Below are 23,456 nucleotides of genomic sequence, written 5' to 3'. Positions count from 1 at the left end.
GAGACCATCTCGACCAGCAAGACCGGCGGCGCCGTCGCGATCGGCGATCCCCTCGGCGCAGGCGCAGGCGCAGGCGCCGACGCAGACGCGAACAGCGAGCCCGAGGCACCCGCCGACCGCCGCCGCTGGATCGCGCTCGCCATCGTGATGACCGCCGCCTTCATGGACCTGGTCGACGTCACGATCGTCAACATCGCGATACCCCGGATGCGCGAGGACCTCGGCGCCTCCACCAGCGCCATCCAGTGGATCACCGCCGGCTACGCCCTCGCCTTCGCCGCCGGCCTGATCACCGGCGGCCGTCTCGGTGACATCTACGGCCGCAAGCGCCTCTTCCTCCTCGGCATATCCGGCTTCACCGCGGCCTCGCTGCTCTGCGGCCTCGCCCCCAACCCCGACGTGCTCGTCGCCGCCCGCATCCTCCAGGGCGGCATGGCGGCCATGATGGTCCCGCAGGTGCTCGCGATCATCCACGTCACCTTCCCGCCGCACGAGCGCGGCAAGGTCTTCGGCCTGTTCGGCGCGATCATCGGCCTCGGCGCCGTCTCGGGCCCGATGCTCGGCGCACTGCTCACCGAGTGGAACATCCTCGGTCTCGAATGGCGCCCGATCTTCCTGATCAACCTGCCCGTCGGCATCGCCGGCGTGATCCTGGGCCGCAAGTTCATCTCCGAGTCCAAGGCCCCCAAGGCGCTGCGCCTGGACCTGGTGGGCGTCGTGCTCGCCACCCTCGCCCTGGTCATGCTGATCTTCCCGCTCACCCACGGCCGCGAGAACGACTGGCCCGTGTGGGGCTTCGTCTGCATGATCGCCTCGCCGCTGGTCTTCGGCGCCTTCATCGCCTACGAGAAGTACAAGATCCAGAAGGACGGCTCCCCGCTCGTCGAGCTCTCCCTCTTCAAGGTCAAGAGCTTCGCGGGCGGTATCGCCGTCCAGCTGACCTTCGGCCTCGCGACCGGAATCTTCTTCCTGGTCTGGACGCTCTACATGCAGATGGGCCTCGGCTGGAGCGCCCTGAAGGCAGGCTCCACCGGCATCCCGTTCTCGATCGCCGTCTCGGCCGCCGCGGGCGTGTCCGTACAGAAGCTCGTACCGCGCTTCGGCCGCAAGGTGCTCCAGGCCGGCGCGCTGGTCATGGCCGCGGGCGTACTCCTCTACATCTGGGAGTCGGACCGCTACGGCATGGCCATCACCTCCTGGCAGATGGCCGCCCCGCTGATCGTCATGGGCGCCGGCATGGGCCTGATCATCGCGCCGCTGACCGACACCGTGCTCTCCGAAGTGCCGCGCGAGCACGCCGGCTCGGCGTCCGGGCTGATCAACACCACCGGCCAGATGGGCAACGCGCTGGGCCTCGGCCTGACCTCCGTCGTCTACTTCGGCTTCATCGAGGACGACCGGGTCTTCGGGCCGCCCTACGTCGACGCGTTCCACAACGCCATGTGGTGGGTCGTGGCCGTCCTGGTCGTGATCTTCTCGGTGATGTTCATGCTGCCGCGCAAGGCGGTCCCCAATGCCGAGCGCGAGGGCGGCACGGAGTACGCCGGCTAGAACGGCCGGTGCCGCGCACCCGCGCACCTCACTGACAACGGGCATGTCCGCTTCTGTTGGCGGGCATGCCCGTTTGTTTTGTTTTCAGACGCAAATGGGCGTACGATCCAAGAGAACCCACAGAGTCGGGCATTGAACGGATCTGAAACCACATGTACGCACCGGAGCGCCAGCAGGAGATCCTCCGCCTCGCCCGCGAGGCGGGCCGGGTCGACGTCCTGTCCCTGGCCGACCAGTTCCAGGTCACGGCCGAGACCGTGCGCCGCGACCTCAAGGCCCTGGACCGGGCCGGGCTCGTACGCCGGGTGCACGGCGGTGCCATACCGGCCGGCCGCCTCGACTTCGAGCCGGACCTCACCGAGCGCGAGGCCACCGCCGCCGACGAGAAGGACCGCATCGCGGCCGCCGCCCTCGCCGAACTCCCCGACGGCGGCAGCGTCATCCTCGACGCCGGCAGCACGGTGGCCCGCCTCGCGGCCGGCATCCCGGTGGACACGGCGCTGACCGTCGTCACGCACGCGCTGCCCGTCGCCGCCCGGCTCGCCGACCACACCGGCATCGACCTCCACCTCGTCGGAGGCCGCGTCCGCCACCGCACCCGGGCCGCCGTGGACGCGTGGGCGCTGCGCGCGTACTCCGAGATCCGCGCCGACGTCGCCTTCGTCGCCACCAACGGCTTCACGGCGGACGGCGGCCTGACCACCCCCGACCTCGCCGAGGCGGCCGTCAAGAGGGCCGTGCTGTCCGCCGCCCGCCGCGTCGTCCTCCTCGCCGACTCCGCGAAGGCGGGCCAGGAGCACTTCGCCCGCTTCGGCTCCTTCGCGGACGTCGACCTCCTCATCACGGACCCGGGGCTGGACCCCGCTCAGAAGGCGGCGATCGAGGCCGCCGGTACGGAAGTTGTGCTCGTATGATCCTCACCGTCACCCCCAACCCCTCCCTCGACCGGACCTACGAGGTCCCCTCGCTGGACCGCGGCGAGGTGCTCCGCGCCAGCGGCGACCGGGTGGACCCCGGGGGCAAGGGCGTGAACGTCTCCCGCGCGGTGGCCGCCGCGGGCGTCCGTACGACGGCGGTCCTGCCGCTCGGCGGCACGCCGGGCACGATGATCGCCGAACTCCTCGGCGCCCAGGGCGTGGACGTCACGGCGGTGTCCATCGCCGGCCAGACCCGCTCCAACATCTCCCTCGCCGAACCGGACGGCACCCTCACCAAGATCAACGCCACCGGCCCGGCCCTGACCGCCGCGGAATCGGCGCTCCTCCTGGAAACGGTCCGCACCTGCTCGGGCGGCGCCGCCTGGATCGCCTGCCGCGGCAGCCTCCCGCGCGGCCTGAGCCCCGAGTGGTACGCCGACATCGTGACCCGGGCCCACGCCGCGGGCACCCGCATCGCCCTGGACACCTCCGGCCCGGCGCTGCTCGCGGCGCTGCCGGCCCGCCCGGACGTGATCAAGCCGAACGCCTCGGAGCTCGCGGCGGCGGTCGGGCGGCCCCTGGCCACCCTCGGCGACGTGCTCAAGGCCGCGGAGGAGCTGCGCTCGCTGGGCGCGGGCGCGGTCCTGGCCTCCCTCGGCGCGGACGGCCAGCTCCTGGTCTCCGAGGAGGGCACCTACTACGGCACGGCGGCCGTCTCCTCGGTCCGCAGCAACGTCGGCGCGGGCGACGCCTCCCTCGCCGGCTTCCTGATCGCGGGGGGTACGGGGCCTGCGGCCCTGGCCTCCGCCCTGGCCCACGGCGCGGCCGCGGTCCAGCTTCCCGGCAGCGCCATGCCGGCCCCCTCGGACCTGCGGCCCGACGCGGTCCATGTCACCCAGGACCTGCCCCTGGACCTCCCTCTGTCCGAAATGAGCGACGAGCGATGAGCGAGATGATCACCCTCGAACTGGTCGACCTCGACCTGTCCGCCGAGTCCAAGGAGGGGGCGGCACGTGCCCTCGCCGAACGGATGGCGACGCTGGGCCGGGTCACCGACCTGGACGGCTTCCTGGCCGACGTGGCGGCCCGCGAGGCCCAGATGCCGACCGGCCTGGAGGGCGGCATAGGCATCCCCCACTGCCGGTCCACCCACGTGACGGCCCCCACCCTGGCCTTCGGCCGCTCCCCGTCGGGCATCGACTTCGGCGCCCCGGACGGCCCGGCCGACCTGATCTTCCTGATAGCCGCCCCCGCCGGCGCGGACGACGCCCACCTGACGATCCTCTCCACCCTGGCCCGCCGCCTGATGCGGGCGGACTTCGTAGCAGCCCTCCGAGCGGCGGCCACCCCGGCGGAAGCCGCGGCCCTGGTCGCGGGCGAGTCCGAAGGTGCCGATCGCTCGGCGGGCGGCGGCCCTGCGGGGCTGTCCCCCACCCCGCCCTTCCACCGTTCCCCGGGCTCTGCCCGGACCTGCTCCTCACACGCCGGCGGGGCTGAAGATGTAGCCCCTCCGGCGTGTGAGGAGCAGGGGTCCGGGGGCGGAGCCCCCGGTTTCGGGAAGGGGCGGGGTGGGGAAAGCCCCGCAGGGCAGCCGTTCCGCGTGGTCGCCGTCACCTCCTGCCCCACGGGCATCGCCCACACCTACATGGCGGCGGAGTCCCTCCAACAGGCGGCCGCCGAGGCGGGAATCGAGCTCACGGTAGAAACCCAGGGCTCCGCCGGCTTCACCAAGCTCACCCCCGAAACGATCGCCGCCGCCGACGCGGGGCCGTCTTCGCCCACGACGTCCCGGTCAGGGAAAGGGCCCGCTTCGCCGGCAAGCCCACCGTCGACGTAGGCGTCAAGGCGGGCATCAACCGCCCGGCGGAACTCCTCCAGGAGGCCCGCGCCAAGGCGGAACGCGGCGAGATCTCCCCCACCAATCCGACCCCGGTCGAAGCGGCCGGGGACGAACAGGACGGCTACGGCGCCAAGCTCCGCACCTGGCTGATGTCCGGCGTCAGCTACATGGTCCCGTTCGTCGCCGCCGGCGGCCTCCTCATCGCCCTCGCCTTCGCCATCGGCGGGTACGAGATCAACACCGCCCCCTCGGTCGCCGAGCACTTCGTCTGGACCGAGGCCGCGAGCTGGGCCGCGCTGCTCTTCCAGACCGGCGGGCTCGCCTTCGGCTTCCTGGTTCCCGTCCTGGCCGGCTACATCGCCTACGGCATGGCCGACCGGCCCGGTCTCGTACCCGGCTTCGTCGGCGGCGCCGTGGCCCTCACCATCAACGCCGGCTTCCTCGGCGGCCTGATCGCCGGCCTCATCGCGGGCGGCACCGTCCTCGCCGTCCAGCAGCTGAAGATCCCCACCGCCCTGCGCGGGATCATGCCGGTGGTCGTCCTGCCGCTCATCGGCTCCGCCGTCACCGCGTTCCTGATGTTCCTGGTCGTCGGCAAGCCCGTCGCCTCGCTCCAGCAGGCCCTCACCGACTGGCTGTCGGGCCTCTCCGGCGCCAACGCGATCATCCTCGGCGTCATCCTCGGCCTGATGATGTGCTTCGACCTCGGCGGCCCGCTCAACAAGGTGGCCTACGCCTTCGCCATCGGCGGCCTCGCCACCCCCAACGAGGGCAGCCTCAAGGTCATGGCCGCGGTGATGGCCGCCGGCATGGTGCCGCCGCTGGCGATGGCGCTGGCCACCACGGTCCGCGGCCGGCTCTTCTCCAAGACCGAGCGCGAGAACGGCAAGGCCGCCTGGTTCCTCGGCGCCTCCTTCATCAGCGAGGGCGCCATCCCGTTCGCCGCGGCCGACCCGCTGCGCGTGATCCCGGCCTCCATGGTGGGAGGCGCGGTCACCGGAGCGCTCTCGATGGCCTTCGAGTGCACCCTGCGGGCCCCGCACGGCGGCATCTTCGTGATCCCGCTGATCGGCAACCCGCTGCTCTACCTGATCGCCATCGCCGCCGGTACGGCCACCAGCGCCGGCCTGGTCATCCTCCTCAAGGGGATGCGCAAGCAGGACGAGACCCCGCCGCAGCAGGCCGGGGCCGCCGAAGCGGCCCCCCTGGCGGACCCGGCGAAGGTCACCGTCGCCGCCTGACCTTCGCCCTCGTACCCGTCCCCGTAGCCGTCCCCGTCACCTCACCCGCGCGCGGAGCTCCATGGCTCCGCGCGCGGCCGTTTCGGTCTCGTAGACCTCGCACATATGCCGCCCGTCCGGCGTCACCGTGTGCTCGACCTCCCACAGGCTGAACTCGCTCCCGTCCAGCAGGACGAAGGAGTGCTCGTACAGGCTGAAGCCGGCGTCCCGCCCGTCGGCCAGGCACTGCCGGGTGCCGAACACCTGGGTGATCTGGTGCGCGTAAGCCGACCGCAGCAGCAGGGCCACCCGCTCGCCCGGCCGGTCCGGGTTCTCCGCGCGGCGCAGCACCCGGCGGGCGTGGTCCGCGGACTCCTCCGACGCGTACTCGCGGTGCCGCTGGGCCGGGGTCGGATTGGTGAACAGCGCGCTCAGCACGGCGATGTCGCTCTCCGGCTCCTCCTCCACCATCACCTCCACGAGGTCACGCGCGACCTGCGAGGGGACCTCGCCGAAGAGCCGGGCCGCCGCGAGGCAGGTCTCCGCCTTGCTCGCGAAGACCTCGTACCGTATCGACAGGTCGGGCTCCTGGCGGTGCGCCAGCTCCCACAGGACCACGGAGTCGCCGTCGGACAGCAGGTAGGCGTGCCGGTGTATCTCCCGCCACGGTCCCGCCGACGGGCTGCGGCGGGTGGTGTGGAGCGAGGACCTGTGGGCGAGCGCCGTGCCCAGCCGCTCGACCAACTCGTCCGGCAGATCGAAGGAGTTGAGGGCGCGGCCCAGGAGTCGGTCGAGGTGCGCCTCGGTTGTCTCGTGCGGATCGCTCAAGGTGGGTCTCCAGGCCGTCGCAGCTCGTCACTTCGCGGAAGCTCAACGTAACCCCTGGGTCTGACATCACGTCCGGGGTTCGGTAAAACGTCCGGGAAGCGCCAGGGGTTCCAGCCACCCCTTCAGGTCAACCTCCATGTCGATGAGCATGGTTGGGCCTGATAGCGGGCACAAGGGCGGGAGCATGACCGTATGGCAACAAATACCGTGGGCGTCCCCCGCCAGCAAGGCCGGCCCCACAACCGCAAGGACGAAGAACCGATCGCAGCCCCCCGCGCGCTGGCCTGGCTGCTGCTGCTCACCGGAGCCGCCGGGGTGCTGGCCGCCTGGGTCATCACCCTGGACAAGTTCCTGCTGCTGGAGAACCCGGACTTCAAGCCCGCGTGCAGTCTCAACCCGGTGGTCTCCTGCGGCAGCGTCATGAAGAGCGAGCAGGCGGCGGCCTTCGGCTTCCCCAACCCGATGCTGGGGCTGGTCGCTTACGGGGCGGTCGTGTGCGTCGGCGCCGGCCTGCTCGCCGGGGCCCGCCATCGCGGCTGGTTCTGGCTCGGTCTCAACGCCGGAATGCTCGTCGGCGTCGGCTTCTGCTCCTGGCTCATGGTCCAGTCGCTCTACGAGATCAACGCGCTCTGCCTGTGGTGCTGCCTGACCTGGCTGGCCACCCTGCTGATGTTCTGGGCGGTCACCGCGCACACCGTCCGGACGGGGATCCTCCCCGCGCCCGCGCCGGTACGGCACTTCTTCGCCGACTTCGGCTGGGCCCCGCCCGCGCTGCACACGGGCGTGATCGGGATGCTGATCCTCACCCGATGGTGGGATTTCTGGACCTCCTGAGGAGGCCGGACAACATGCGAGGGCCCCGGCAGCTGGAAGCTGCCGGGGCCCTCGTCACTTCACACCGCGTCTTCGAACGCGTCGCTCCACGGGCGCCGTGTATGTGGACCACGGGGTCCCGGACCGTAGGTCGGGAGCGGAGATCAGCTTCCGGCGGAGGCGTTGCCCGAGAGAACCGGGATGTTGCTGAGGATGTGCGAGAGAGCCTCGTCGCCCTTGGCCTGGGTGGAGTTCTCGGTGCACTGCTGGTTCTGCGGGCTGGACAGGACCGGGATGTCCTGGACGCCGACGTTGACCAGAGCCAGGATGGACTGGGCGTTGATCTTGGCCGGCAGGCCGATGCAGGGCTTGTTCAGGGTGCCCTGGACGACGCCGAGCTGCGGGCTCATCTCACCGTGGGTCTTCTGGTTGCCGTAGGCCTGCACGGCACCGTTCCCGTTGACGGTGTTGATCCCGTTGTCGTTGCCGATCGCCATGGCGGGGGCGGCAGCAGCAGCGCCCGCGCCGACGGCGGCGGCGGTGACCGCAGCAGCAGTCATGATCTTCTTGAGCATCTTGATCCTTTTGTCGCACGAGTGCCCGCTAGTGGAGCGCCCTGATCAACTGCCCTGCCGGAGGGTTGGTTCCGCTGCTTCACTCAAACGGCCTGCCGGGGGGCAGGTTTTCCCCGGGTGGGGTGAGCCGCCCCCGGACGCGTGCGCGAAGCCCGTACGCACCCCGCAGCGGGGTGCGGGGCCCGCGCTCCTGTTGCGCTCCGTAGAACCCGTTCGCACGGTGGGTAAGGAAGTGGATCGCTCGGGTCCGCTTCTGAGCAACCACCAGAAGGAACACCCATGCACCGCACCAAGGCCTCCCGCATCCGCGTCCTCGTCCCCTCGGCCCTGGCGGTCGTCATACTCACCGCCGCGGCAGCTCCCGCGGGCGCCGCGGACGGTGCGGGTGCCGCCGAGAAGCGCGTGGCGGCAGCCCAGGAGGAGATCAACGAGAGGGTGGCGGCGGCGGGTCCCGTCGAAGACGCCCTCGCCGCGGTCTCCAAGATCCTGGCGGACCTGACCAAGAGCCTGGGCACCCTGCTCCCGGGGATCAAGATCCCCGAGATCAAACTGCCCGCGCTCCCGGCCCTGCCGCAGATCCCCGCGCTCCCTGCGCTCCCTGCGCTCCCGGGGATCCCCGAACTGCCGGGGATCCCCGAACTGCCGGTCCCGGCGCTTCCGGAGATCCCGGACCTCCCGGTCCCCGACGTCCCGATCCCCGAGGTCCCCGGTGTCCCGGCGCTCCCGGTCTCCGATCCCGCGGCCCCGCCCGCGGGCACGGTGCCCGCCGTGCCGGCGGTACCCGCGGTACCCGGGGTGCCGGCGGTGCCCGGGACGCCCACGGGCGCCGTCCCGGAGATCCCGTCGTTCGCCGAGTTCCTTCCCTAGGGGCCCGGATCCGTACGCGGACCCGCACGCGGTTACGACTATTGGGCTGAACAGGTCTGATCGTGTGCGGAACCGTGTCGTCTGGGAAGGTGGACCGTTTCGCTCGATGTGAGCCCCGGAATCGGGGCAGAACATCGAAGAGAAGGTGCACTTCCCATGAACACTGCCAAGAAGGCCGCCCTGGTCCTGGCCACCGCTGGTCTTGCCGCGGCCGGTGCCGCCGGCTCCGCAATGGCCGACTCGAAGGCCGAGGGTGCGGCCGTGGGTTCCCCCGGTGTCCTCTCGGGCAACCTGGGACAGGTCCCGGTCCACGTTCCGGTCAACGTCTGCGGCAACTCCGTGAACGTGATCGGCGCGCTGAACCCGGCGTTCGGCAACGTCTGCGTCAACGACTGACGTTCGACGCATCACACGACTGTGGGCGCCCCGGCCTTGCCGGTGGCGCCCACAGTCGTGTCGGCAGCGGAACGGGACGGGCCCGTCAGTGCTTGGAGCCGCCGCCGTTGAGCTTCACTCCGCCGAGCAGCGGCGAGGCCTGAGTGGCCCCGTTGGCGAGGTGCATCACCTCGGCCGGAGCGCCGTTCTTCACCTCGTTGACCTTCTGGACGGTGGTCACGACCTTCTCGACGCTCTCGCCCTGCTCGGCCAGTCCGTTGCCCACGGTCTGCGGCAGCGCCGCCGATACGGGGTTCACCGAGTCGGTGACCGCCGTCAGCCCGCTCGTCAGGCTCATGGGGACGGCCGGCGCCTCGGTGGCGGCGAAGGCGGGGGAGGTGGCGCCGAGGGCGGCGACGGAGCCGACGACGACTGCGGCGACCTTCGAGAGCTTCATTGTCAAAATCCTTTTCCAGAGGTGACCAGTGGTGACCGGTGGCGACCGTCGCGCCACTTTCGACCTGGTTAACGATTCCCTCGCGCAGCGGAAACGCGGAACCGAACACGGCGACGGCCGGAGAATCCGACAAGGGACTCTCCGGCCGATATTTCTTCTGATTACCGGTATTGCCGTCAGGCGGCGGAACGGGACCTGCGGTACAGAATGGCGCCGCCCAGGATCAGGGCCGAGGCCAGGGCCGCCGCGGCGCCGGGCTGTCCGGCACCGGTCGCGGCCAGCTCCTGCGCGGGGGCCGGGGGAACCGCCGGGACGGATGCGACGGGAACGGCCTCGGGGGCCGGCGCGGGCGCGGGAACCGGGGCCGGGGCGGGCGCCGGGGCGGGCAGCGGGGCCGGGGGAAGCTGGACGGGCAGGTCACCGGCGGGGCCCGCCGGGGGCTGGTCGGCCGGAGGCACTACCGGAGCCGGGTGTTCCACGACCTGGCTGCCGTGCGGAGGCATCGGCGCGGGAGCCTGCTCGACCGGAGCGGGTGCGGGCGCCGGAGCGGGGAGCGTGTGCGGAGCCTCCTCCCCTACGGGCGCGGGGGCGGGGGCCGGCGCCGGAAGCGGCTGCGGGGCCTCCTCTACCGGTGCCGGTACGGGGGCCGGTGCGGGCTCCGGCAGGGGAGCCGGTGCAGGCTCCGGCTGCGGCGCGGGGGCCTGCTCCACGGGAGCGGGCGCGGGCGCCGGAGCGGGCGCCGGGTGCTCCGCCTCGGGCGCGGGGAGCGGCTTCGGCGCGGGGGGCGCGTGATGCGGTTCCGGCGCCGGGGCCGGGGGCTGCTCGGCGTGCGGCTTCGGCTCGTGCTGCGGCCGAGGCTCGGGCTTCTCCGGGGCGGGGTGGTCGTCGCACTCCTCCTCGCCGGAGTCTCCGTAGCCGCCCTGCGGCCCGGGCCCGTGGTCTCCGTGGCCGCCCTGCTGCTCGGGTCCGCGGTCTCCGTAGCCGCCCTGCTCGTGCCGGTCCTCGCGCTCCTCGTGCCGGTCCTCCTGGTCCTCCTGGTCGACGTAGCGCCGGACCTGCTCCGCCTGCTCCGGGCTCAGGTAGCGCTCGTAGTCGTACCCGGAGTCGGAGCCGGTCGTGGTGGCGCACTTGTTGCCCATGGCGGGGTTGAGGCCCGCTCCGGCGTCCACGGTGTTGCCGCACACGTTCGGCGTGAAGGTGATCGGTACCGAGACGCTGTTGCCGGCCAGCACGCCCGGTGAATGGGAGGCCTCGGCCATCGCCCCGGGTTGCGCGTAGGCCGCGCCGGTCGCGATCGACAGCAGACTCGACGCGGCGGCCGCGGTGAGCACCCCCTTGCCCAGTACCTGTCGGCTCAGTACCTGTCGCATGGGTCCTTCCCTGTCTACCGGCCCTGCGGCCGGTGCTGAATCGAAGGTGGCCTCGGAGTGCACCGCCGTGCACTCCGAGGCCACCCCGAGGAGGTCTGTCCTTACGGGCACAGGCGCTTCGTCAGGCGTTGACGCAGGTGTTGCCGAACGCGGGGTTCAGCAGCGCGATCACGTTGACGGTGTTGCCGCAGACGTTGACCGGGACGTGGACCGGGACCTGGAGCAGGTTGCCGGACAGGACGCCCGGGGAGCCGACGGCCTTGCCGTCAGCCGCCGAGTCGGCCATGGCGGGGGAGGCGGCACCGGCGGCCATGAGAATGCCGGCGGCCAGCACCACTGCCTTCTTGTACGTCATTTGTTTTCGTTTCCTTCCCGCAGAGGTCTATCCGCTGCATAAATAACAACGAGTGGGTCCGGGAAAAGAAACCGGGGATTTTTGTGCACCTCCGGCCAATTCACTCAGATGCTCGTGCGGCCTGAATTGTGGCCGGATTGTTCCGATCCCTTATTCGGGTTCCGACATGCGGCGGGGCCGCCGCGACCCGAAGGTGCGACGGCCCCACTGGCGCGGCGCTGTGTCAGCTGGCGCGGCGCTGTCAGCTTCCGGCGGAGGCGTTGCCCGAGAGAACCGGGATGTTGCTGAGGATGTGCGAGAGAGCCTCGTCGCCCTTGGCCTGGGTGGAGTTCTCGGTGCACTGCTGGTTCTGCGGGCTGGACAGGACCGGGATGTCCTGGACGCCGACGTTGACCAGAGCCAGGATGGACTGGGCGTTGGCCTTGGCCGGCAGGGCGATGCAGGGCTTGTTGAACGAGCCCTGGATGAGCGCCATCTGCGGGCTCATGTTGCCGTAGGTGGCCTGGTTGCCGTAGATCTGCGAGGCCCCGTTGCCGTTCACGGTGTTGATGCCGTGGTCGTTGCCGATGGCCATGGCCTGCGGGGCCATGGCGGCACCCATGCCGACGAACGAGGCGGCAACCGCTGCGCCGGCCGCAAACTTCTTGATCATTTTGGTCCCTTTTTTGCAGGATTGCCCGGTACTCAAGCACTGGGATCAACGGCGCAACCGTGGTTTGGGTTGCGTGTCTTCACTCGGATGCCGAAGTTTCGGGCGGCACGGTTGACGTCAGGCGTTGACGCAGGTGTTGCCGAACGCGGGGTTCAGCAGCGCGATCACGTTCACGGTGTTGCCGCAGGCGTTCACCGGGACGTGGACCGGGACCTGGAGCAGGTTGCCGCTCAGGACGCCGGGGGACTCGCCGGTGAAGCCGTTCGCCGTCGCGCCGTCGCCGCCGTGCGCGGAGGCGAGGCCCGCGCCGCCCATCAGCAGCGCGGTGCTCGCGACCGCCAGGGTGGTGCCGCGCACCAGCCTCTTCTTCATCTCGGTTTTTCCTTTCGGTTCGAACAATGGTGCAACTCATAACGACCCGCCCGTCTTCAGGGTGCGTGTTATCGCCCAAAAGGCCGTATGGGCGAGTCCGGCGTGATTTCCCTCCTGACTTCTGACAAAGTTCACTCCTGTTTTGTCCCCTTGATCGAAAATGGAGACAGGGTCATGGGTTCCTCCCGCAGAATCCTCGGCACGCTCGGTCTGCTGTCCTGCCTCACGCTTTCGGTGAACGTCCCCGCCGCCGGTGCTGCTGCCGGTGTCGCCGCCCCGCCGGGCGGGCGGGCTCCGCTGGTCAAGGAGGCGCCCCGGGTTCCGTTCACCCAGCGTTACCAGGCCGCGCAGCACGGCGGGCTGGTCCGGGCCTCGAACTCGTCCATCGGCTGCCGCGCGGTGGAGTCCGAGCAGGCCGAGCCGTGCGCGGCGGTCAACAAGGGTGCGGCCGGGACCAACGGCGACTACGAGATGTTCTACGACGAGGTCGACAAGGACCCGGACACCTACAACTCCACCCGGGCCGAGCTCAAGGTCCCGGCGGGCGCGAAGGTCTCGTACGCCCGGCTGTACTGGGGCGGGAACCTGCGGGTCGGCGAGCAGAAGCCGCCGGAGGAGAACGGCCGGGTGCTCGTCGCCGAGCCGGGCGGCGCGTACAAGGAAGTGCTGGCCGACACGGTGATCGGGCACCGCAGCGACGCGGCCGGCGATGCCTACCAGGCCTCCGCCGACGTGACCCCGCTGGTCCGCAAGGGCGGCGCCGGGATGTGGACGGTGGCCCAGCTGAACATCGCCATGGGGCACTCGAACATGGGCGCCTGGGGCGGCTGGACGCTGGTGGTGGCCTACGAGCACCCGCAGGAGCCCGTGCGCAGGGTCGCGATCTGGGACGGCTTCGAGGCGCTGGCCGCGGGGGCCGGCGACGGGACGGTGGACCTCACCGGTCTGGACGCGGCGCCCGGCGCGCGGGGGCGGGTCGGGGTGGTCGCGTACGACGGGGACCGCGGAACGCTCGGGGATTCACTCACGGTGACCGCCGACAGCGGTCGCCGGGTCAGTCTCAGTGACGGAGAAAATCCTTTTAATGATGTTATGAATTCCACGATCACGGAATTCGGACATCGCTCGTTCGTGCGACAGCCCGAACATATGAATAACCTCGGATATGACGCGGACGTGTTCGATCTGAGCCCCGCCCTGTCCGGTGGCGCCCGCAGCCTGACCTTCGGGTTCACGGGCGAAAACCAGGGTAATTTCCTCGGTGTGCTCTTCGTTCAGACAGACGCGCGCCGCTGAACGCAGGAGACCACTCCACGTGCCGACGCAGCCTTCTCCTCCCTCTCCCTCTCCCTCTCCGTCCCCTTCCCGGCCTCCGGTCGTCCTCCACCTCGTCCAGCCGGTCGAGGGTGGGGTCGCCCGGGTCGTCGTCGACCTCGTACGCGCCCAGTCCGCGGCCGGCCTGCGGACCTTCGTGGGCTGCCCGCGCGGCGGACAGCTCGCGGACGCCGCCCGCGAGGCCGGGGCCGAGGTGCTCACCTGGCGTGCCGGGCGGGCCCCCGGACCGGGCCTGGCCGCCGAAGTGCTCGGCGCGCGCCGCCTGATCGCGCGGGTCCGGCCCGACATCCTGCACGCCCACAGCGCCAAGGCCGGACTGGCCGGGCGGCTCGCCGTGCGCGGGGCCGTCCCGACCGTCTTCCAGCCGCACGCCTGGTCCTTCGACGCCGTGGGCGGGGCCACCGCCGCCCTCGCGCTGCGCTGGGAGCGCTTCGGGGCCCGTTGGGCCGACCGGGTGCTCTGCGTCAGCGAGGCCGAGCGGCGCACCGGCGAGTCCGAGGGGATCGCCGCCCGCTGGGCGGTGATCCGCAACGGCGTCGACCTCGGCCACTTCCGCCCCGGCGGCCCGGACCCCGTCCAGGACAAGGCCCGGGCGCGCGCCGAACTGCCGCTCCCCGCCGCCTTCCAGGGCGACGGGCCGCTCGCCGTCTGCGTCGGCCGGATCTGCCAGCAGAAGGGACAGGACGTCCTGCTGCGTGCCTGGCCGGAGCTGCTCGGAGCCGTTCCCGGGGCCCGTCTCGTGCTGGTCGGCGACGGCCCCGACGTGGAACGGCTGCGCCGCGGGGCCCCGCCCTCGGTCCACTTCGCGGGGGCCGCCTTCGACATCCGGCCGTGGCTTCGGGCCGCCGATCTCGTTGTACTGCCGTCGCGGTGGGAAGGCATGGCGCTCGCCCCGCTCGAAGCCATGGCCTGTGGCCGCCCGGTCCTGGTCTCCGACGTCAGCGGTGCCCGGGAGAGCCTCCCGCCCGGCCAGGGACGGCTGTGCCTGGTGGAACCGGAGGACCCGACGGCGCTGGCCAAGGCCCTGGGCGGGCTGCTCGCCGAGCCGCGGCTGCTCGCCGGACTCGGGGAGCAGGCCGAGCGGCACGCGCGGATGGAATTCGACGTGCGGCGCACCACGGACGCGGTCACCGGTCTGTATCACGAACTGCTGGGCAGGCCCCGGCCCTTGAACCAGGAGCGCATCAGCCGATGACGATGGACAGCGCACCCGCCCGGCACACCGGGCCGGGCGGTACGGGGCCCGCCGGCGGCATCACCGGCACCGGCAGCACGACCACGAGCACCACCGGCGTCGCAGCCGTCCGCCGCTCCGTGACCGCCATCCACCCGCCGCGCGGACCCAAGGCCGACCGCGCCCGGGCCACCGTACGGCCGCGGCGGGTGCGCCGCCGGGACGGGATCGCCCCGCTGCTGGCCGCCGACGCGTTCGCCGCCGCGGCGACGGTCGCGGCGCTGCCCGGAGCGGAGCTGCCCCTCGGGGCGGCCGCTCCGCTCGCCCTGGCCCTGGTCGCGCTGCACGCGCAGGCCGGGCTCTACCGGCCGCGGCTCGCCCCCTCCGCGCTCCTCGAACTGCCCGCGCTCGCCGGGCGGGCCGCCGCCCTGTGGTGCGGGGCCGCCGCCGTGCTGGCCGCCACCGCCCCGGGCGACGCCCTGGGCTGGAGCGCGCTGCTCGGCGCCGTCTGCGTCCAGGTCGTACTGGCGTGCGCGGGGCGCGGATTCGTCAACCAGCTCCGCCGCCGCACCCGCGCCCGCCGCCCCGCCTCCGCCCTGGTCGTCGGACCCGGCGCAGGGGCGAGCGCGGTCGCCGCCGCCCTGCACGGGCGCCCCGAGTACGGACTGCGCCCCGTCGGGCTCGCGGACACCGGGCCCGCCGAGGAGGGGGCGGTGGGAGTGCCCGTACTGGCCACCCACGAGGACATCCGGCGGGCCGTCATCCAGAACTCCGTCCGGCACGCCGTCTTCACCCGCCCGCCCGAGGCCGACGAACGCACCGCCTCCCTGGTCCGGCTCTTCCACGACCACGGCTGCCGGCTCTGGCTCGCCGACCCGGCGGGCACCGCCAAGGTCACCGGGATGCGCGTCGCGCTCCCCGCCGACCAGCTCTGGGGGTACGCCGTCCAGCCGCTGCTGCCGCGTCCGGCCCGGCCGGTGGAGCGGTACGCGAAGCGGGTCATCGACTCCTCGCTCGCCGCGATCGCGCTGCTCGCCGCCGCGCCCGTGATGGGCGCCTGCGCGCTCGCCGTACGGATCTCCGACGGGCCGGGGGTGATCTTCCGGCAGGAGCGGGTCGGCCTGTACGGACGCCCCTTCACCCTGCTGAAGTTCCGCACCCTGCGCGCCGACGCGCACGAGTCCGCCACCCGCTGGACGGTGGCCGGCGACTGCCGGATGAGCCCGATCGGCTCCTTCCTGCGCAAGTCCTCGCTGGACGAGCTGCCGCAGCTGTGGAACGTCGTCCGGGGTGACATGAGCCTGGTCGGTCCGCGCCCCGAACGGCCTTTCTTCGTGGCCAAGTTCAGCAGCGTGCACCCCGGGTACGAGGCCCGGCACCGGATGCCGGTCGGCATCACCGGCCTCGCCCAGATCAACGGGCTGCGCGGGGACACTTCCATCGAGGACCGGGCCCGCTTCGACAACCACTACATCGACACCTGGTCGCTGTGGCAGGACCTGTGGATCCTGGCCCGCACCGCGGCCTCCTTCTTCCGCTTCCGGCTGGGGGGCAGCTAAAGCATGAGCCTTGCCGCACCGACGTCCTGGGCCCGCCCGGACACCGCCGATCTGCTGCGCCGGCACTGGCCGCTGCTGCCGCTCGCCGCGACCGTACTGGCCCTCCTGGTCCCCGTGCCGGCGGGTGACGCCACCGCCTCGGGGAAGGTCGGTCCGGCCGACGCCGCCTCGCTGCTGCTCGTGTTCGTCTGCGCGGTCCAGGCCCTGCGGGGCCGGGTCCGGCCGCTGAGCCCGCTGGGGGTGTTCGTCCTCGGTCTGCCGGCCGTCGGGCTCGCCGTCGCGACGGCGACCGCGGGGGACCCGTACGCGGCCCTGCCCGGGTTCGTGCGCTACCTCCAGGTGTTCGTGCTGGTCCCGGCGGCGATCGTGCTGCTGGTGCGGAGCGCCTCGGAGTTCCGGCTGGCCGCGGGGTGCTTCGTGGTGCTGGCACTGGTCCAGGGAGCGGTGGGCGTGGTGCAGTTCGCCACCCACACCGGGGCCTCGTACCAGGGCGAGGACATCCGCGCCGTGGGCACCTTCGGCCCCGGGGACGTCATGGGCATGGCCACGGTCGTGGCCTACGGCCTGGTCGTCGCGACGGCCGGAGCGCTCGCGCCGGGGCTGCCGGCGCGGGTCCGGCGGGCCTCGGGCGCGGCCGCGCTGGTCCTGGTCCTTCCGCTGGTGCTGTCCTTCAGCCGGGGCGCGTGGATCGCGACCTTCGCCGCGGCCGGGCTGGTGATGGCCCTGGCCGGGATCCGGCGGGCGCTGAAGGTGCTGCTCGCACTGGCCGCCGCCGGCGTGGTGCTCGTGGGCGGGTTCGGCGTCGGCTCCGCCATGGTCGCGGAGCGGCTGACCTCGATCACACAGGTGTCCGACGCACCCGACCAGTCGGTGACCGACCGCTACACGATGTGGGCCGCGGCCGGGTCGATGTGGCGCGAGCGGCCGGCGGTGGGAGTGGGGCTGAAGGGGTTCCCGGCCAACCGGGACTCGCACTCCGGGCTGGCGCTGTCCTCCGGCAGCGACACCGCGGGCGCGGGCCAGGGGTACATCCGCCAGCCGCTGCTGTCCCCGCACAACATGTACCTGCTGGTGCTGAGCGAGCAGGGGCTGATCGGGCTGATCGCCCTCGCGGGCGGCTGGCTGGCCCTGCTGGTGGCGGGCCTGCGGAGGTGCCTGTCGGGTGCCTCCGCGGTGCGGGACTGCGGACTGGTCGCGATCGGCCTGCTCGTGTGGCAGCTCACCGACTTCCTCTACGCGGACATCGGGGGCCCGTCGACCGTCCTGACCGGAGTGATCATCGGCCTGGCGGCCTGGTGGGCGCTCCCCTCCGCGGGCAGGACGGGCGAGCTCGCACCCGGCCGTCGTGCGGGTGCCGCCGGCGGTCGTGCGGGTCGGCGGGGCCGGTCCGTTCCGGCGGCCGCCGGGCGCGGGCCGACTCCGGCTGCCGGGGCCGTGGCCCCTGAGGGTGCGGCCGGCCGGTGACGGATACGACGCCCTGGCGGCGGCCCGGGACCCGACCGGGGCGCTGCCGCTCCGGGTCCCGACGGGGCCCGTTCGGGGAGCGGGGGCGCACTGGCCAAGGCGGCCGCCGTGACCGCCGGGCTGACCGCCGCCGGGGCGGTGTTCGGGCTGGTCCGCGACCAGACCATCGCGCACCTCTTCGGAGCCGGGCACGACAGCGACGCCTTCCTCATCGCCTGGACCGTCCCCGAGATGGCCTCGACGCTGCTCATCGAGGACGCCATGGCCCTGCTGATGGTGCCCGCGTTCAGCCACGCCCTGGCCCGCCGGGCCGCCAGCAGGGCCGGGCTCACCCGGCAGGAGGCCCGCGCGCAGGATCCCGTACGGCTGCTCGTGGGGGCCACGCTGCCCCGGCTGCTGGTGCTCCTGGCTGCCGTGGCGTCCGTGCTCATCGTCGCCGCGCCGCTCGTCGTGGGCGTGCTCGCGCCGGGGCTGCCCGACCCCGGGCTCGCCGTCGAATGCACCCGGCTGACCGCCCTGACCGTGCTGTCCTTCGGGATCGCCGGCTACTTCAGCGCCGCGCTCAGAGCGCACCGCTCCTTCGTGCCGCCCGCCGCGATCTACGTGTCGTACAACGTCGGCATCATCGGGTCCATGGTCGCCCTGCACTCCCTGTGGGGGGTGCGCGCCGCCGCCGTCGGCGTCGCCGTGGGCGGGGTCCTGATGGTCCTGGTCCAACTGCCCGCCTTCATCCGCAACGTGGGCTTCGGGCCGCCCCGGGCCAAGGGCGCCCCGCGCAGCCAGCGCGACCGGGACCGGCCGACGCTGATCGCCTTCGGAGTCATCGCCCCGGTCATCTTCTTCGCCGTGTTCCGGCAGTCCCAGGTGCTGGTCGAGCGGTTCCTCGCCGCCGGGCTGCCCTCCGGAGCCATCTCGCACCTCAACTACGCCCAAAAAGTCGCGCAGATGCCGATGGTGCTCTCCCTCATGATCTGCACCGTCACCTTCCCCGTCGTCGCCCAGGCCATGGCCGGCGGGGAACGGGACAAGGCCCGCCGGCGGGTCGAGCGGGACCTCGCGCTCGCCTCGCTCGCCGTCCTCATGGGCACCGCACTCGTCATCGGGTACGCCCCCCAGATCATCCAAGTCCTCTTCGAACGCGGGGCGTTCACCCACGCCGACACGGAGGCCACCGCCTCCGTCATGCGGGTCTACGGCCTCGGCCTGCTCGGCCACTGCCTCGTCGGGGCGCTGTCGCGGCCCTTCTTCTCCACCGCCCGGCCCATCTGGTTCCCGGCCCTCGCCATGGGCGCCGGGCTCCTCGTCAACATCGTCGCCGGAGCCTTCGCCGTCGGCTGGTGGGGCACCTACGGGATCGCCGCCGCCAACGCCGCAGGCATCTCCACCACCGCAGTGCTGCTGCTCACCGGACTCGGCTCGCGGATCATCGCCCTCCGGGTCCGCCGGGTCGCCGTCAGCATCGGCCGGCTCTCCGTCGCGGCCGTCGCCGCCTGCGCCACCGGCTGGATCGCCGGGCCGATGATCCCCGACCCGCTGGTCAGCGCCGCCCTCGGCTGCCTGCTGGTCCCGGCCATGTTCGGCGCCACCGGCATGGCCATACGGGCCCTGGAGGTCACCGCCCTGCCGGGCCAGCTCGCCCAGCTCACCGCTCACCTCACCTCCCAGCTCACCCAGAGGTTCCGCAATGTCCGCTGACACCGAAACGGCGCGCCCCGCCGCGGGCTCCGCCGCCCGCCGCACCGGCACGCCGTGGGTCCTGATGTACCACTCCGTCGCCGAGTTCACCGATCCCGCCGAGGACCCGTACGGCATCACCGTCACCCCGCACGCGCTGGAGGCCCAGCTGCTGTGGCTGCGCTCCCGGGGACTGCGCGGGGTGTCCGTCGGCGAGTTGCTGCGGGCCCGCGCCGCCGGGCGGGGCGCCGGGCTGGTCGGGCTGACCTTCGACGACGGCTACGCCGACTTCCTGACCCGCGCGCTGCCGCTGCTGCTCCGCCACGGCTGCACCGCCACCCTCTTCGTGCTGCCCGGGCGGCTCGGCGTGGACAACGTCTGGGATCCGCTGGGCCCCCGCAAGCCCCTCCTCACGGCCGAGGGCATCCGCGAAGTCGCCGCCGCCGGGCAGGAGATCGGCTCGCACGGGCTGCTCCACCAGGACCTCACCGCGGCCCCCGACGATGTACTGCAGCAGGAGCTGCGCGGCAGCCGCGAGCTGATCCGGGAGCTGACGGGGACGCTGCCTGCCGGATTCTGCTACCCGTACGGGCACCTCGACGCGCGGGTCGTCGCCGCGACCCGGGCCGCCGGGTACGGGTACGCCTGCGCCATCGACCCCGGCCGCCTCGCCGGCCCCCACGCGATGCCCCGTACCCACATCAGCCAGGCCGACGGCGGCCCGCGCCTGCGGATCAAGCAGCTGCGCCACCAGGTGCGGGAGCTGCGGCGGGCGGTGCACCTGTGAGCCCCGGGAAGGTGCTGCACGTCATCACGGGACTCGGCGTCGGCGGCGCCGAGCAGCAACTGCGGCTGCTGCTGCGGCACATGCCGATGCGCTGCGACGTCCTGACGCTGACCAACCCCGGGCCGGTCGCGGAGGGGCTGCGCGCGGACGGGGTCCGGGTCGTGCACCTCGGGATGCGCGGCAACCGCGACCTGGGGGCGGTGCCGAAGCTGGTCACGTTCATCCGGCGGGGCCGCTACGACCTGGTCCACACGCACCTGTACCGGGCCTGCGTCTACGGGCGCCTCGCGGCCCGGCTCGCGGGCGTGCGGGTGAGCGTGGCGACCGAACACTCCCTGGGGGAGGGCGAGATCGAGGGCCGGCCGCTGTCCGGCGGGGTCCGCGCCCTGTACCTGGCGAGCGAGCGGCTGGGAGTCGCGACCGTGGCCGTATCGGACACGGTGGCGGCCCGCCTGGAGGCCTGGGGGGTGCCGGCGGGGCGGGTGCACGTGGTGCCCAACGGGATCGAAGCCGTGCGGTTCCGCTTCGACGAGGGCGTACGGCGGGCCACCCGGACCCGGACCGGCCTGCCCGAGCGGGCCTTCGTGGTCGGCGGCGTCGGCCGGCTGGTGCCGGGCAAGCGCTTCGACGTCCTGGTCCGGGCGGTGGCGGCGCTGCCCGGCGCGCACCTGCTGCTCGCCGGGGACGGGCCGGAGCGGGCCGCGCTGCGGCGGCTCGCCGCGGAGCTGGGGGCGCAGAGCCGGATCCACCTCCTGGGGGAGCGGGATCCGCTGGGCGATTCCGCCGACGGGCGGACCCCGGGGATCCCGGCGCTGCTCGCCGCGATGGACGTGTTCGTGTCCCCTTCGCGGGAGGAGGCGTTCGGGCTCGCGGTGATCGAGGCGCTGGCGGCGGGGCTGCCGGTGCTGCACGTCACCTGCCCGGCGATCGACGACCTGCCCGCGGCGCAGGCGCCGGGGGCGCGGCGGATCGGCACCGGCGGGGAGGAGCTCGTCGCGGCGCTGCGGGGGCACATGGAGGCCGGTGCCCGGCGGCTGCCGCCGCCCGGGGTGGTGCGGCGCTACGACATCGGCCGTTCGGCGGCGCAGCTGCTCAACGTGTACGACCTCGCGATGGCCGCTCCGGCGGCCGGGCCCCGGGGTTCGAGTGCGGCGCCGTTGCCGGGGACCGGTCCCCGGACCCCCGCTCCTCAAACGCCGGAGGGGCTGGATTTGGGCTCGGCTGGTTCGGGCCGTGCGGCGCCGTTGCCGGGGGCCAGCCCTCGGACCCCCGCTCCTCAAACGCCGGAGGGGCTGAGTTTGCCCGTCGCGGGCCGGGATGTGCCCGCCGCCGGTGGCGACATCGGCTGATCCGAGCCCGCAGGGGTCCGCACCGGGCCCCGAAGCAAGCACCCGTCCACCAGGAAAGAGGTACGCACATGGCGGACACCGCCGACCAGAAGAAGTCCACCCACCGGCGCCGGGTACGGCTGCTGCCGCCGCCCGCGTGGTGGCCGCTGCCCGCCGCCGCGCTGCTGGGGCTCGCCGCCGGAGGGGCGTACGGGGTGCTCAAGGCGCCGGAGTACGCCGCCACGAGCTACGTCGTCGCGGTCCCCGACGACACCACCGAGCCGGCCACCGCCCTCGGCTTCGCCCAGGCCTACGCCCGCATCGCCACCAGCAGTTCGACCCTCGCGTACGCCCAGCCCCGCGCGGGCGTCGGCGTGCAGAAGCTGCGCACCCAGGTCCGCGCCGAGACCTCCCCCGAGTCCCCGATGATCGCCATCACCGGCACCGCGAAGAGCGCGAGCGAGGCCGCGGACATCGCCAACGCCGTGGCCGACGCCCTGTCGCTGAGCAGCAACCAGGCCGCCAAGAACACCGGCGTGCAGCTGCTCCTCTTCAACCAGGCCGTCGCGCCCAGCGCCCCCGCCTCCGCGTCCCCCACCCTCAGCGGGGCGGTCGGCCTGTGCGCCGGCGGGCTGCTGGGCGGGCTGTGGATGCTGGCCCGGCCGGCCGGCCGGCGGCGGGACGAGGGCGCCGCCGCGCGGGCGGTGGAGGGTCCCGTCGCGGAGGCCGTCGAGGAGTACGCCTCGCTGCCCGCGCAGGGCGAGCCGGCCGCGGCCAAGGAGAAGGAGTCGGTGCGATGACCCCGGGCTCGGCCGGGGCCCTGTCGGTGACGCTGTGCCGCGATCCCCGGCAGTTCGCCGCGCTGGAGGAGCCGTGGAACCGGCTCGCCCGCGGCTGTCCCACCGCCACTCCGTTCCAGAGCCACGCCTGGCTGCACTCCTGGTGGCTGTCCTACGGCAAGGAAGGCCGGCTCCGTGTCGTCCTGGTGCGGCGAGGAGAGGAGCTGGTCGGCGCGGCCGCGCTGATGCTCGTACACCGGCCGCTGCCGCTGCTCGTCCCGCTCGGCGGGGGCATCACCGACTACTTCGACGTGCTCGTGGCCGCGGAGTACGCCGACCAGGTCGTCCCGGCCCTGGCCAACGGTCTTCACCGGGCGGCGCGGGGCGCGGTCGTCGACCTGCGCGAGGTACGGCCCGGGGCCGCCGCCGAGGCCGTGTACGCGGCCTGGCCCGGGATCGGCAGCAAGCTCGCCGACTCCACCTGCATGGAGCTGCCGGCCATGCCCTTCGACGAGCTGGTCAGGCGGATGCCGTCCTCCGGCGCCCAGCGGGTGCGGGCCAAGCTCCGCAAGACCGACGCGGCGGGGATCGAGGAGCACGAGGTCACCGAGCAGGAAGTGCCGCGAGCGGTACGGACCCTGCTCCGGCTGCACGAGAAGCAGTGGCGCGGCCGCGGGGTGACCCCCGAGCACCTCAAGCCCCGCTTCGCCGAACACCTGACCCGGGCCACGCGGCGGATGGTGCGTGCGGGGGAGGGGCGGCTGGCCGAGTTCCGGCTCGACGGGAAGGTGGTGGCCGCCAACCTCACCCTGCTCTCGGGCGCGCTCAGCGGCGGCTACCTCTACGGCGCCGATCCCGATCTGCGCGACCGGAAGGTGGACGTGGCCACGCTGCTGCTGCGCTACGAGACCACCCGCGCGCTCGCCGAGGGCCGCCCGGTGGTGAGCTTCCTGCGCGGCAACGAACCGTACAAGAACCACTGGCGGCCCCAGACGGTGGTCAACCAGCGCTTCCTGCTGGCGACGGCCGCGCTCGCACCCCTGCTGCGACTGCACGAGTCGCAGGTGACGGGGCGCGAGCGGGCGGTAGACGTCCTGCGGGAGGCGCTGCCGGCCGCCAGGGACTGGCGGGCGCGGCTCAACGAACTGCGGGTCCGATGACCCG

22 protein-coding genes and 1 pseudogene are annotated in these 23,456 nt (G+C 73.0%); 16 read left to right on the top strand and 7 right to left on the bottom strand.

Features of this window, described 5'->3' with window-relative positions:
* Positions 1-147 precede the first annotated feature (147 nt).
* From AC061S_RS07430 to AC061S_RS07415, 4 genes and pseudogenes are all read left to right on the top strand, one after another.
* Positions 148-1,551 carry an MFS transporter gene (locus AC061S_RS07430; RefSeq protein ID WP_478685112.1) on the top strand — a complete coding sequence of 468 codons (1,404 nt, stop codon included), beginning with the start codon at positions 148-150 and terminating at the stop codon, positions 1,549-1,551.
* A gap of 152 nt (positions 1,552-1,703) precedes the next feature.
* Positions 1,704-2,465, top strand: a complete 762-nt coding sequence (locus tag AC061S_RS07425) for a DeoR/GlpR family DNA-binding transcription regulator (protein WP_478685032.1) — start codon at positions 1,704-1,706, stop codon at positions 2,463-2,465.
* Positions 2,462-3,415: a 1-phosphofructokinase gene (gene pfkB, locus AC061S_RS07420; RefSeq protein ID WP_478685031.1), complete on the top strand. Its 954-nt coding sequence runs from the start codon at positions 2,462-2,464 to the stop codon at positions 3,413-3,415. The genes AC061S_RS07425 and pfkB overlap by 4 nt, the downstream gene beginning before the upstream one ends.
* Positions 3,412-5,549, top strand: a pseudogene (locus AC061S_RS07415) (PTS fructose transporter subunit IIABC). The gene pfkB and the pseudogene AC061S_RS07415 overlap by 4 nt, the downstream one beginning before the upstream one ends.
* A 36-nt stretch (positions 5,550-5,585) precedes the next feature.
* On the opposite strand, the gene AC061S_RS07410 reads toward AC061S_RS07415, so the two are convergent.
* Positions 5,586-6,356 carry a DUF6227 family protein gene (locus AC061S_RS07410; protein WP_478685030.1) on the bottom strand — a complete coding sequence of 257 codons (771 nt, stop codon included), beginning with the start codon at positions 6,354-6,356 and terminating at the stop codon, positions 5,586-5,588.
* Between the two features lie 192 nt (positions 6,357-6,548).
* Between AC061S_RS07410 and AC061S_RS07405 the strand changes: the two genes are divergently transcribed.
* Positions 6,549-7,190, top strand: a complete 642-nt coding sequence (locus AC061S_RS07405) for a vitamin K epoxide reductase family protein (RefSeq protein WP_478685029.1) — start codon at positions 6,549-6,551, stop codon at positions 7,188-7,190.
* A 143-nt stretch (positions 7,191-7,333) separates the two neighbouring features.
* Here the strand turns inward: AC061S_RS07405 and AC061S_RS07400 are convergent, their stop codons facing one another.
* Positions 7,334-7,744: a rodlin gene (locus tag AC061S_RS07400; protein ID WP_478685028.1), complete on the bottom strand. Its 411-nt coding sequence runs from the start codon at positions 7,742-7,744 to the stop codon at positions 7,334-7,336.
* A 279-nt stretch (positions 7,745-8,023) separates the two neighbouring features.
* Between AC061S_RS07400 and AC061S_RS07395 the strand changes: the two genes are divergently transcribed.
* Positions 8,024-8,611, top strand: coding sequence for a hypothetical protein (locus tag AC061S_RS07395; protein WP_478685027.1), 588 nt, complete (start codon positions 8,024-8,026; stop codon positions 8,609-8,611).
* Between the two features lie 156 nt (positions 8,612-8,767).
* Positions 8,768-9,007: a chaplin gene (locus AC061S_RS07390; RefSeq protein ID WP_250737633.1), complete on the top strand. Its 240-nt coding sequence runs from the start codon at positions 8,768-8,770 to the stop codon at positions 9,005-9,007.
* Between the two features lie 85 nt (positions 9,008-9,092).
* Here AC061S_RS07390 and AC061S_RS07385 read toward each other — a convergent pair whose 3' ends face one another.
* From AC061S_RS07385 to AC061S_RS07365, 5 genes are all read right to left on the bottom strand, one after another.
* Positions 9,093-9,443 carry a hypothetical protein gene (locus tag AC061S_RS07385; protein ID WP_478685026.1) on the bottom strand — a complete coding sequence of 117 codons (351 nt, stop codon included), beginning with the start codon at positions 9,441-9,443 and terminating at the stop codon, positions 9,093-9,095.
* Positions 9,444-9,619: 176 nt separating this feature from the next.
* Positions 9,620-10,813 carry a chaplin gene (locus AC061S_RS07380; RefSeq protein WP_478685025.1) on the bottom strand — a complete coding sequence of 398 codons (1,194 nt, stop codon included), beginning with the start codon at positions 10,811-10,813 and terminating at the stop codon, positions 9,620-9,622.
* Between the two features lie 121 nt (positions 10,814-10,934).
* On the bottom strand, positions 10,935-11,168 hold the full coding sequence (locus AC061S_RS07375) for a chaplin (RefSeq protein ID WP_478685024.1): 234 nt from the start codon (positions 11,166-11,168) through the stop codon (positions 10,935-10,937).
* A gap of 241 nt (positions 11,169-11,409) precedes the next feature.
* Entirely contained in the window at positions 11,410-11,820 is a 411-nt protein-coding gene (locus AC061S_RS07370; protein WP_478685023.1) for a rodlin, read from the bottom strand.
* Between the two features lie 117 nt (positions 11,821-11,937).
* Entirely contained in the window at positions 11,938-12,192 is a 255-nt protein-coding gene (locus AC061S_RS07365; RefSeq protein WP_478685022.1) for a chaplin, read from the bottom strand.
* Positions 12,193-12,294: 102 nt separating this feature from the next.
* On the opposite strand from AC061S_RS07365, the gene AC061S_RS07360 reads away from it, so the two are divergent.
* The 9 genes from AC061S_RS07360 to AC061S_RS07320 all read left to right on the top strand — a co-directional run bounded on the left by AC061S_RS07360 (position 12,295) and on the right by AC061S_RS07320 (position 23,452).
* A complete protein-coding gene (locus AC061S_RS07360; protein WP_478685021.1) occupies positions 12,295-13,488 on the top strand; it encodes a DUF3344 domain-containing protein in 1,194 nt (397 codons plus the stop codon).
* A 19-nt stretch (positions 13,489-13,507) separates the two neighbouring features.
* Positions 13,508-14,722, top strand: a complete 1,215-nt coding sequence (locus AC061S_RS07355) for a glycosyltransferase (protein ID WP_478685020.1) — start codon at positions 13,508-13,510, stop codon at positions 14,720-14,722.
* 2 nt (positions 14,723-14,724) lie between these two features.
* Complete coding sequence (locus AC061S_RS07350) at positions 14,725-16,260, top strand: exopolysaccharide biosynthesis polyprenyl glycosylphosphotransferase (RefSeq protein ID WP_478685111.1); 1,536 nt, start codon at positions 14,725-14,727, stop codon at positions 16,258-16,260.
* Positions 16,261-16,263: 3 nt separating this feature from the next.
* Complete coding sequence (locus AC061S_RS07345; RefSeq protein ID WP_478685019.1) at positions 16,264-17,724, top strand: O-antigen ligase family protein; 1,461 nt, start codon at positions 16,264-16,266, stop codon at positions 17,722-17,724.
* A gap of 3 nt (positions 17,725-17,727) precedes the next feature.
* Positions 17,728-19,419 carry a murein biosynthesis integral membrane protein MurJ gene (gene murJ, locus AC061S_RS07340; protein ID WP_478685110.1) on the top strand — a complete coding sequence of 564 codons (1,692 nt, stop codon included), beginning with the start codon at positions 17,728-17,730 and terminating at the stop codon, positions 19,417-19,419.
* Complete coding sequence (locus AC061S_RS07335) at positions 19,409-20,185, top strand: polysaccharide deacetylase family protein (RefSeq protein WP_478685018.1); 777 nt, start codon at positions 19,409-19,411, stop codon at positions 20,183-20,185. Before murJ ends, AC061S_RS07335 begins: the two co-directional genes overlap by 11 nt.
* The gene (locus tag AC061S_RS07330) at positions 20,182-21,534 is read left to right on the top strand and encodes a glycosyltransferase (RefSeq protein ID WP_478685017.1); all 1,353 of its coding nucleotides are present in this window, start codon (positions 20,182-20,184) and stop codon (positions 21,532-21,534) included. Before AC061S_RS07335 ends, AC061S_RS07330 begins: the two co-directional genes overlap by 4 nt.
* 68 nt (positions 21,535-21,602) lie before the next feature.
* On the top strand, positions 21,603-22,313 hold the full coding sequence (locus AC061S_RS07325) for a YveK family protein (RefSeq protein ID WP_478685016.1): 711 nt from the start codon (positions 21,603-21,605) through the stop codon (positions 22,311-22,313).
* The gene (locus AC061S_RS07320) at positions 22,310-23,452 is read left to right on the top strand and encodes a GNAT family N-acetyltransferase (protein ID WP_478685015.1); all 1,143 of its coding nucleotides are present in this window, start codon (positions 22,310-22,312) and stop codon (positions 23,450-23,452) included. Before AC061S_RS07325 ends, AC061S_RS07320 begins: the two co-directional genes overlap by 4 nt.
* Positions 23,453-23,456 lie beyond the last annotated feature (4 nt).

The organism is Streptomyces sp. CA189, from assembly GCF_056428985.1.
Note: the sequence above shows the minus strand (reverse complement) of the source record. Positions and strands in the feature narration are given on the sequence as shown.

Bases quoted from the DNA above. Each gene is read 5' to 3' on its own strand.
- AC061S_RS07400 (WP_478685028.1), bottom strand. From the start codon at position 7,744: ATGCTCAAGAAGATCATGACTGCTGCTGCGGTCACCGCCGCCGCCGTC.
- AC061S_RS07430 (WP_478685112.1), top strand. From the start codon at position 148: ATGACCGCCGCCTTCATGGACCTGGTCGACGTCACGATCGTCAACATC.
- AC061S_RS07390 (WP_250737633.1), top strand. From the start codon at position 8,768: ATGAACACTGCCAAGAAGGCCGCCCTGGTCCTGGCCACCGCTGGTCTT.
- AC061S_RS07365 (WP_478685022.1), bottom strand. From the start codon at position 12,192: ATGAAGAAGAGGCTGGTGCGCGGCACCACCCTGGCGGTCGCGAGCACC.
- AC061S_RS07380 (WP_478685025.1), bottom strand. From the start codon at position 10,813: ATGCGACAGGTACTGAGCCGACAGGTACTGGGCAAGGGGGTGCTCACC.
- AC061S_RS07320 (WP_478685015.1), top strand. From the start codon at position 22,310: ATGACCCCGGGCTCGGCCGGGGCCCTGTCGGTGACGCTGTGCCGCGAT.
- AC061S_RS07375 (WP_478685024.1), bottom strand. From the start codon at position 11,168: ATGACGTACAAGAAGGCAGTGGTGCTGGCCGCCGGCATTCTCATGGCC.
- AC061S_RS07345 (WP_478685019.1), top strand. From the start codon at position 16,264: ATGAGCCTTGCCGCACCGACGTCCTGGGCCCGCCCGGACACCGCCGAT.
- AC061S_RS07405 (WP_478685029.1), top strand. From the start codon at position 6,549: ATGGCAACAAATACCGTGGGCGTCCCCCGCCAGCAAGGCCGGCCCCAC.
- AC061S_RS07395 (WP_478685027.1), top strand. From the start codon at position 8,024: ATGCACCGCACCAAGGCCTCCCGCATCCGCGTCCTCGTCCCCTCGGCC.
- AC061S_RS07325 (WP_478685016.1), top strand. From the start codon at position 21,603: ATGGCGGACACCGCCGACCAGAAGAAGTCCACCCACCGGCGCCGGGTA.
- AC061S_RS07370 (WP_478685023.1), bottom strand. From the start codon at position 11,820: ATGATCAAGAAGTTTGCGGCCGGCGCAGCGGTTGCCGCCTCGTTCGTC.
- AC061S_RS07425 (WP_478685032.1), top strand. From the start codon at position 1,704: ATGTACGCACCGGAGCGCCAGCAGGAGATCCTCCGCCTCGCCCGCGAG.
- AC061S_RS07350 (WP_478685111.1), top strand. From the start codon at position 14,725: ATGGACAGCGCACCCGCCCGGCACACCGGGCCGGGCGGTACGGGGCCC.
- AC061S_RS07385 (WP_478685026.1), bottom strand. From the start codon at position 9,443: ATGAAGCTCTCGAAGGTCGCCGCAGTCGTCGTCGGCTCCGTCGCCGCC.
- AC061S_RS07335 (WP_478685018.1), top strand. From the start codon at position 19,409: ATGTCCGCTGACACCGAAACGGCGCGCCCCGCCGCGGGCTCCGCCGCC.
- pfkB (WP_478685031.1), top strand. From the start codon at position 2,462: ATGATCCTCACCGTCACCCCCAACCCCTCCCTCGACCGGACCTACGAG.